The following is an 8155-nucleotide window of genomic DNA, read 5'->3' on the forward strand; positions in this document are numbered from 1 at the left end:
AATTGGTTATGGTAAATATCCATCGTTGATTCTAACGATACAATAACAATTGCGAGCGTATTTTTCCTTTCGTTCAATGACCTTCCCGCGGGCTGTATCCCCTGATATGCGGCAATGCTTCGGAGAGCCGGATCCAACGAACGGGTAAATCGAGCAGAAAACGAACAGATGCCAAATCCTAATTAAAAGAATATAGGCATCCCACTCGTGCATATAAATATGGGCCTTCAAATCGATACCGTCGATGAGCAAATCCTGTATTATCTGTCTCAGGACGCCCGACACACGTCCGCCCCCGATATCGCCGAGAAAGTGGATGTGTCGGCGCCGACCGTCCGAAACCGAATCCGTCGTCTGGAGGAAGAAGGCATCATCCGGGGCTACCACACCAATATCGATTACCAACGAGTCGGTGGTCGGTTGATGAACCACTACGTCTGCAGCACGGGCAACCGAAACCGACAGGAGATGGCCCAGCGTGTCCTCGATGTTCCTGGCGTCATCAACGTCCGAGAGATCATGTCCGGGAAAGGTGATCTGCGGATAAAGGTCACCGGCTCGGATACCGACGATCTCACCCGAATCGCACAGGACATCTCTGCCCTCGGTATCGAAATCGACGACGAAGACCTCATTCATCGCGAGTATTTCCGCCCGTTTGCGCCGTTCGGCCCGCGAGACCAAGAGGTTGTTTCACCCGTGACCGGTGTCGCTGGATTGGCGGGCGACGCCGACGTCGTCGAGGTGATCGTGAAAGAACAAGCACCGATTGCTGACAAGACGCTTCAGGAAGCCAACGAACAGGGATTGTTGACGTCGGATGTGCTGGTCGTCCGAATCAATCGTAACGAGGAGACGGTCACGCCGACCGGCGAAACACGCATTCAGGAGGGCGATTTCGTCACGATTCACTCACGTTCCGGGCTCACCGACGAGACGTTGAAAGCGTTCACCGGCGAGTAGAAGGCCGATATACTGCTCTCGATTCGACGCCGTCTTGACGGGTCGAACCCAACCACACGATATATGCGCGAGGTCGTCTTCGTCGTCGCTCACGAACCCGGCGTGAACCCGGTAGCCGACCTGCTGGCCGAGCATCCGTCCGGCCGCATTCGCTCTCTGGCCTGTCACGTCACCGAGTCGAGCCTCTGGCGCGTCGACCGTGCGAACGGGCCGGATGCGGTGCTCGACGCCCTCGAAGATATGGCCGGCGCACAGTATTTCACGGACTGTCTCGTCCGCGAGGACTGCCACGGCGAGTGGGAGACGACCGTCCTCGACCGCTCGGATGGCTCGCTGCTCCTGTATTCGTACTGGGAGCGGACGCCGGACTGCGATTCGGTGCCGCATCTCGCCCGCGAGCATTTCGGCGACGGCGTCGTTCTCGACGAGACGTGGCGGGAACGCCGTCAGCGATGGCGTGTGCTCGCTCCGGACGGCCCCGTCAGCGAGTTTGTCGATGATGTCCGCGCCGTCGCCGACGCCGACGTGGAGTTCGAGCGCGTCTCCGACCCCGAACGCGACACCGACGAGGAACTCCCCCCGAAACAGGCCGACGCGCTGGCGGCCGCCGTCGAGGCGGGCTACTACGAGACGCCGCGAGAAATCGAGGCCTACGAACTCGCCGAGGAACTGGGGATTCCGGGGTCGACGCTCACCTACCGACTGCGTCGGGCGGAGGCGTGGCTGGCGACGGAGTACGTCGATCAGTAGTGTCGTTCCGGCAGGCGGTGGGGCAGGTCAGCACCCTTTTGGACGCTCCCGGCCAACACTCACCCGATTATGGACGGAACGCTCGACCACGTTATGCTGCGCGTTGCGAACCTCGAGGAATCCCTGGAGTGGTACGGGACGCACTTCGGTTACGAGGAGAAAGACCGCTTCGAGGGTGATGACTTCACTATCGTCTATCTCGGCCCCGAGGACATGCACGAGGACGGCGCCCTGCTGGAGTTGACTCACAACGAGGGCGAAACCCCCGAGGTAGGCGATGCCTGGGGTCACATCGCCGTCCGCGTTCCCGAAGGTGAGCTCGAAGCCGCCTACGACCGCCTGATGGAGGACGGCGTCGATGATTACCGCGACCCCGAATCCTGTGGCGGTCGCTACGCCTTCGTCAAAGACCCCGATGGCCACGAGATCGAGATCGTCAAGCGCGACCACGGCGCGCGCTTCTCGCTCGACCACACGATGATTCGCGTCGAGGACGCCGACGAGGCCATCGGCTTCTGGACGCGGAAATTCGAATACGACGAGGTCGGCCGCTGGGAGGCCGACACCTTCGCGAACTACTTCCTCGAACCGCGCGATGCGGCGCCTGAGGAGATGTCCGTCGAACTCACATACAACTACGACGGCCGCAGCTACGAGTTCGGCGACGCCTGGGGGCATCTCTGCGTCCGTGTCGACGACCTCCGAGACGACTGGGAGCAACTGCTGACGCGGGAGGCTGCCGACTACCGCGATCCCGCGTCCTGCAATAACATGTACGCGTTCACCAAAGACCAGGACGGCCACGAAATCGAGCTCATCGAGCGGGACACCGACGCCGAGTCGCTGTTCCCGTTCTGAATCGCTGCAGAACCCGTACTACGCTTCCCCGCCGACCACTTCGAACTCGTCGTTCCCGCAACTACACGTCCCGTCGGTGCCGATGGGGCGGGATCTATCGGCTTTCGACCCCTGTGCGGGGTCGGTCTCCTCGCAGGACGTACAGACAACAATCACCTCCGGTGCACCACCAGTGTCGGGAACATCATTTCGCTTCCGAGGGCCGATACACGCGGTTCACGTCGTAGGGGATGGCCCGCTCTTCACAGTACTCCGAGAACGACGAGACGTCTTCGTGGTTCGTAAAGGTGGGTGCCGAACGGCGCTCGGGGCTGCGTCCGACGGTGGATTGGTACACACCAACCGAGGGGCTATGGCTGTCGAGCGAGTAGAATCGGCTAATGAGCACGGAACGAGTCGAGCTGTCGGCCCCCGAGATGGACTGTGCCTCCTGTGCCGGGAAGGTGCGGACGGCACTGGAGGGCGTCGAGGGCGTGACGAGCATCGATACTCGGCCGACGACCGGCGTCGCCGTCGTGGATTACGACCCCGAGACGGTGAGCGTGGACACGCTCATCGCTCGCGTGGAGGCGGCCGGCTACGAGGTGACCGACACCGAGGGCCGCATCACGGCCGGCGGCGACGTGTGGACGACGCCGCGCGCCTACAAGGCCTACGCCGGCGCGGTCGCGATGGTGCTCGGGTTCGCCATCGGTTTCGGCCCGGTGTCAAACCCGCTGCTGTTCGATGTCGTCCGCGAGACGACGCTTTCGGAGGCGCTGTACGTCCTCGGCGCCGCCGTCGCCGGCGCGCCGGTCGTTCGTGCGGGCTATCAGTCCGCGAAACTCCGGGAGCTCGATATCGACCTGCTGATGGGCGCCGCCATCATCGCGGCCCTCGGTGTCGGCTACTACGTCGAAGCTGCGACGCTTGCGGTGCTTTTCAGCCTCGCGGAGCTGCTTGAAGCCCACGCGATGGACAGGACGCGGGAGTCCATCCGCGAACTGCTGGCGCTGTCGCCGGAGACGGCGACGGTCAAACGCGATGGGGGCGAAGAATCCGTCCCCGCGGCAAGCGTCAAAGAGGGTGACGTGGTCGTCGTCCGCCCCGGCGAGCGCATCCCGGTCGACGGCGACGTCCTCGCCGGCACGTCCGCGGTCGACGAATCCCCGATTACCGGCGAATCCGTCCCGGTCGATAAAACGGAGGGCAACGAGGTGTACGCCGGCAGCGTCGTCGAGGGCGGCTATCTCGAAATCGAGGCCAGCGCCGCGGGCGACGAGACGACGCTCTCGCGGGTCATCGACCTCGTCGAGCAGGCCGAGTCCCGCCGCACCGATGCCGAGCGGTTCGTCGACCGTTTCGCTGGCTACTACACGCCCACCGTCGTCACCGCGGCGCTCCTGACCATCTTCGTCCCGCCGCTGCTGCTCGGCGGCGCGTGGGGTACGTGGTTCGTCCGCGGGCTGACGCTTCTGGTCATCGCCTGTCCCTGCGCGTTCGTCATCTCGACGCCCGTATCCGTCGTCTCGGCGCTGACCAGCGCCGCCCGCAACGGCGTCCTCGTGAAGGGTGGCGACCACCTCGAACGGATGGGTGAGGTCGACACCGTCGCCTTCGACAAGACGGGCACGCTGACGACGGGCGACCTCGCGGTGACCGACGTGGTGCCCGCCGCCGGCCGCGACGAGGGCAGCGTCCTCCGGGCCGCCGCCGCAGTCGAACAGTACAGCGAACACCCGGTCGGACAGGCCATCGTCGACCACGCCACGGAGGCGGGTGTCGACGCTCCAGACGCGACCGACTTCGAGAACCTCGCGGGGCGCGGCGTCCGCGCTGACCTCTCGGCGCAGGAGACCTATTACGTCGGCAAGCCGGGCCTCTTCGAGGAGCTGGGTCACGACCTCGGGCACGCACACGTCCGAACCGACGGCGGCGTCGCCGTCGAAACGCCCGACGCCCCCGACTGCGCGCAACCGGGCTGTGTCGACCTCCGGGCGGGAACGATCGCAGACCTCCAGTCGGCGGGCAAAACCGTCGTCCTCGTCGGCACCGAGACGGAACTGGTCGGCGTCGTCGCCGTCGCCGACACGGTACGGCCGGAGGCCAAACGCGTCATCCAGGCGCTCGACGACGCGGGCGTCCGCACCGTGATGCTCACCGGCGATAACGAGCGGACGGCGCGGGCCGTCGCCGACAGCGTTGGCATCGACGAGGCGCGCGCCGAACTCCTCCCCGAGGAGAAACTCGACGCCATCGAGGAACTCCTCGCGGAGGGCACCGTCGCCATGGTCGGTGACGGCGTCAACGACGCACCCGCGCTGGCTCGCGCCGACATCGGCATCGCGATGGGTGCGGCTGGCACCGACGCGGCACTCGAAACCGCCGACATCGCGCTGATGGCCGATGGCCTCGACGGCGTCCCCTACTGTCTCCGCCTGGCGCGGAAGGCAAACGGCGTCATCAAACAGAACATCGGCGCCAGCCTCGCGGTGAAACTCCTGCTCGCCATCGGCGCACCGTTCGGTTACGTCACCGTCCTCGTGGCCGTCCTCGTCGGCGACATGGGCATGAGCCTCGCCGTGACGGGCAACGCCTTCCGCCTCGGCCGTGTCGAACCCGAAGAGTGAGGGTTCGGCGACGTACTCTCCTGCTGCGCTGTCGAACAGACTTATATTCGAATGATGTGCTTGTGAAGACATAGCCCGGACGCGGGTCGGACGTGACGTATTCCAGTACTCGGTCGCCTACGCCGGCCTCGCCGTCGTCGCGACGGCGCTCGTGGTCGGCAGCGATATGGCCCTCGTCGGCGTGGGCTGTCTCCTGTTTCGGCCCGATTTCTCGCGTTTCGTCGTCTCGTGTCTAGCCGTTTCCGACCGCCGAATCGAGCCGTTCGACGAGGTAGTCAATGGCCTCGCGTCCCTCGTCGATGTGTTCGTACAGGCTGAGGAAGCCGTGAATCTGTGCCTCGTAGTTGCGATGCTCGACGGCGACGCCCTCGGCCCGAAGGCGGTCGGCGTAGGCCGTCCCCTCGTCGACGAGCGGGTCGAAGCCAGCGGTGATGACCGTCGCGGGGGGGAGTCCTTCGAGACTGCGCGCCTGGAGCGGGAAGGCGTAGGCGTTGCCGACGGCGGCCTGGCTGTCGAGATACTGTTCGAGATACCACTCGATGCTGTCCAGCTCGAGGAAGTAGTCCGTCGCGTAGTCGTCGTAGGAGTCGTACCACCGCACGGACGGCGGATTGACGGCGGGATAGATGAGCAGTTGGTGGGCGAGGTCGGGGCCGTCGCGGTCGCGGGCCGCAAGCGAGACTGCGGCGGTGAGATTGCCGCCGGCACTGTCGCCGCCGATTACCACCTGGTCGGGGTCGCCCTGGATATCGGCGGCGTGGGATGCGGCCCACTCGGTGGCCGCATAGCAGTCCTCGAAGCCGGCCGGGAACGGGTGTTCCGGCGCCCGCCGGTAGTCGACGCTGACGACGACACACTCTGCTTCCGAGGCAAGCAGGCGGCAGGGGCCGTCGTAGCCATCGAGGGAGCCGCGAACCCAGCCGCCGCCGTGATAGAACACGAGCACGGGGAACGGCCCCTCGCCCTCGGGCGCGTAGATGCGGAGCGGAACCGGGCCGTTCGGCCCCTGGATACCGATGTCCGTGACGCTGCCGACCGCGGCTGGGTCGTCGACGGCGAAGAGGTCATCGAGCAGTGCCCGCCCGGTTTTGACCGACAGCGTCGACGAGGGGGGCGCCACGCCACTTTCGAGCTCTTCCAGCAACGCCCGCGCCTGCGGGTCGAGGTTCGGGTCGCGTTCGGTCATCGGTTGCGGCCCCCTGTCGAAATCGGTTGCCGACTCGTGGTCGAACGCCGGTGTCGTGCGGTTCGCTGTCGTGGCATACACCGCTGTATGGGCTGTCGGTATCAAAAACGCGGGGTTGGCATGGGAACCGCCGAGCCGGCTTGGCCGTCAGGACGAGTCGTCGATATGTTCGAGCGCTTCGACAAGGCTATCGAGGAGCTTCTTCTCGCCGCGACGCATGTTCTTCGAGACGGCGGTCGTCGAGACATCGAACTCGTCGGCCAGCGTCGGCAGCGTGGCGTCCCGCGGCGTCTCGAAGTAGCCCGAATCGGCGGCCTGCTGGAGGGTTTCACTCGTAGGTGGTCGTGTAGCCGCCGTCGAACAGCAGGTCGCCGCCGTTGAGATGCCGGGCGTGCGAGGAGAAGCCGAACACGAAGAGGTTCGCCACCTCGATGGGCATCATCAACTCCTTGGTACGGGCCTGCCCGAGCATGACGTTCTCGATGACCTCGTCTTCGGTGATGCCTCGCTCCTCGGCGGTGTCCGCGATCTGGTTCGCCATCAGCGGCGTCAACACGTAGCCGACGCTGATCGAGAAGCCACGGAGCGTGCCGGCTCCCTCTGCCGCGATGGCCCGCGTCAGACCGTTCAGGCCGTGTTTGGCGGTGATATAGGTCGCCTTATCGCGGGTGGCATACCGGCCGTGCACCGACGACATGTTGGCGATAGCGCCGACGCCGTCGTCGGTGGCCCGGATGTGCGGCATCACGTGTTTCGACAGCAGAAACGGCGCGCGCAGCATGATGTCCATCAGCTGGTCGTACGTCTCCATCGGGAAGTCGGGGATGGAGGCGATGTGTTGCATTCCCGCGATGTTGGCGAGATAGCGGATGGTGCCCTCCGCAGCGGCGGCGTCGATGGCGCTTTCGACGGCCTCGCCGTCTGTCAGATCCGTCGGCGCCGCGACCATCCGGCCATCGACATCGAGCGATTCGGTCGTCTCGACCGTCTCTTCGAGGCCCGCCTCGTCGACGTCGAGGCCGACGACGGTCAGCCCGTTCACCGCGAGCGCGATGGCCGTGGCGCGGCCGATACCCGAGGCGGCGCCGGTCACGACCGCGACAGTGTCGGTCGTGAAGCGCTCGTCGTCGAGGCGCAGTACCTGGTCTGTCGTTATCTCCGGCGGTGCCAGCGAATCGTCGCTCTCGTTGGTAGTGCTCATACCCTCTACGTGGCCGTAGACCGCTATGGTTGTTGGGTTCAACTTGCCCTGAAGTCTGGAACGGTGACGCCGAGCGGCGGATTTACCGGCTACCCTGATGGGTTTGAAGCCGAGCTCATGGACAAGCCCCACCCTCAACGAGCGAACCCGTCAGGGTGAGCGAAGTAGGGTGGGGTCGTTGACATACCGACCCCGAGGGCCCCGTTACGAAGCGGTCGGGGAGGAATTCACCTCATCGTGAACGCGGAGGGCATTCCCGCTCGCTCTCTACACGCGGAGTAGGCCGAGTGCCTCGGGGTCGTCCGAAAATCAGAGATTTTCGTGATCACGAGAGACTGTGTCTCTCGAACGACTTGCCCCCGAGGGTGAAGGCCGTCGAATGATTAACCAAACCACGTATCGGACAGATGGTACAGTCAGAGACCCACAAAGACGGGTTAAAGACCTTAATCCAACGCTGACTAAAACGATTTGGAAATGCGACCCCTCTCAAAACCCGCGTCTTTGACGTGGTGCGACGGGAGTTGTCGGACGGTGTGGAGCCGTCGGTTCTCACGGACGCACCGGGCGTTCGGGTGTGAATTCCAA

General features: G+C 64.7%; 8 protein-coding genes and 2 pseudogenes. 5 read left to right on the forward strand and 5 right to left on the reverse strand.

The annotated features are described in order from the left end of the window. Positions 1 to 219: 219 nt before the first annotated feature. From ACI8UR_RS06315 to ACI8UR_RS06325, 3 genes are all read left to right on the forward strand, one after another. Positions 220 to 963, forward strand: a complete 744-nt coding sequence (locus ACI8UR_RS06315; protein WP_411715633.1) for a winged helix-turn-helix transcriptional regulator — start codon at positions 220 to 222, stop codon at positions 961 to 963. Between the two features lie 63 nt (positions 964 to 1026). Further along, on the forward strand, positions 1027 to 1713 hold the full coding sequence (locus tag ACI8UR_RS06320) for a helix-turn-helix domain-containing protein (protein WP_411715634.1): 687 nt from the start codon (positions 1027 to 1029) through the stop codon (positions 1711 to 1713). Positions 1714 to 1782: 69 nt separating this feature from the next. Next, positions 1783 to 2571: a VOC family protein gene (locus ACI8UR_RS06325; RefSeq protein ID WP_411715635.1), complete on the forward strand. Its 789-nt coding sequence runs from the start codon at positions 1783 to 1785 to the stop codon at positions 2569 to 2571. 18 nt (positions 2572 to 2589) lie between these two features. Here the strand turns inward: ACI8UR_RS06325 and ACI8UR_RS06330 are convergent, their stop codons facing one another. Then, positions 2590 to 2727 (reverse strand): hypothetical protein, encoded by a 138-nt coding sequence (locus ACI8UR_RS06330; protein WP_411715636.1) that lies wholly within the window; start codon positions 2725 to 2727, stop codon positions 2590 to 2592. A gap of 28 nt (positions 2728 to 2755) precedes the next feature. Continuing rightward, positions 2756 to 2959, reverse strand: a complete 204-nt coding sequence (locus tag ACI8UR_RS06335) for a hypothetical protein (protein ID WP_411715637.1) — start codon at positions 2957 to 2959, stop codon at positions 2756 to 2758. On the opposite strand from ACI8UR_RS06335, the gene ACI8UR_RS06340 reads away from it, so the two are divergent. Further along, the gene (locus ACI8UR_RS06340; RefSeq protein ID WP_411715638.1) at positions 2952 to 5180 is read left to right on the forward strand and encodes a heavy metal translocating P-type ATPase; all 2229 of its coding nucleotides are present in this window, start codon (positions 2952 to 2954) and stop codon (positions 5178 to 5180) included. The genes ACI8UR_RS06335 and ACI8UR_RS06340 overlap by 8 nt on opposite strands. A gap of 232 nt (positions 5181 to 5412) precedes the next feature. Here ACI8UR_RS06340 and ACI8UR_RS06345 read toward each other — a convergent pair whose 3' ends face one another. The 3 genes and pseudogenes from ACI8UR_RS06345 to ACI8UR_RS06355 all read right to left on the reverse strand — a co-directional run bounded on the left by ACI8UR_RS06345 (position 5413) and on the right by ACI8UR_RS06355 (position 7567). Then, the gene (locus ACI8UR_RS06345) at positions 5413 to 6366 is read right to left on the reverse strand and encodes an alpha/beta hydrolase (RefSeq protein ID WP_411715639.1); all 954 of its coding nucleotides are present in this window, start codon (positions 6364 to 6366) and stop codon (positions 5413 to 5415) included. A 147-nt stretch (positions 6367 to 6513) separates the two neighbouring features. After that, positions 6514 to 6696, reverse strand: a pseudogene (locus tag ACI8UR_RS06350) (helix-turn-helix domain-containing protein); the annotation flags it as partial. Then, entirely contained in the window at positions 6695 to 7567 is an 873-nt protein-coding gene (locus ACI8UR_RS06355; protein ID WP_415087680.1) for an SDR family NAD(P)-dependent oxidoreductase, read from the reverse strand. The gene ACI8UR_RS06355 and the pseudogene ACI8UR_RS06350, both read right to left, overlap by 2 nt. A gap of 39 nt (positions 7568 to 7606) precedes the next feature. Here ACI8UR_RS06355 and ACI8UR_RS06360 point away from each other — a divergent pair. Then, positions 7607 to 7726: pseudogene (locus ACI8UR_RS06360) on the forward strand (RNA-guided endonuclease TnpB family protein); the annotation flags it as partial. Between the last annotated feature and the right edge of the window lie 429 nt (positions 7727 to 8155).

This window comes from Natronomonas sp., from assembly GCF_047616845.1.
In the GTDB taxonomy this organism is placed as follows: Archaea; Halobacteriota; Halobacteria; order Halobacteriales; family Haloarculaceae; genus Natronomonas.

What these genes read in the sequence shown, in the direction of transcription:
- ACI8UR_RS06340 (WP_411715638.1), top strand. Translation starts at nt 2,952, where the DNA reads ATGAGCACGGAACGAGTCGAGCTGTCGGCCCCCGAGATGGACTGTGCC.
- ACI8UR_RS06355 (WP_415087680.1), bottom strand. Translation starts at nt 7,567, where the DNA reads ATGAGCACTACCAACGAGAGCGACGATTCGCTGGCACCGCCGGAGATA.
- ACI8UR_RS06325 (WP_411715635.1), top strand. Translation starts at nt 1,783, where the DNA reads ATGGACGGAACGCTCGACCACGTTATGCTGCGCGTTGCGAACCTCGAG.
- ACI8UR_RS06320 (WP_411715634.1), top strand. Translation starts at nt 1,027, where the DNA reads ATGCGCGAGGTCGTCTTCGTCGTCGCTCACGAACCCGGCGTGAACCCG.
- ACI8UR_RS06315 (WP_411715633.1), top strand. Translation starts at nt 220, where the DNA reads ATGGGCCTTCAAATCGATACCGTCGATGAGCAAATCCTGTATTATCTG.
- ACI8UR_RS06345 (WP_411715639.1), bottom strand. Translation starts at nt 6,366, where the DNA reads ATGACCGAACGCGACCCGAACCTCGACCCGCAGGCGCGGGCGTTGCTG.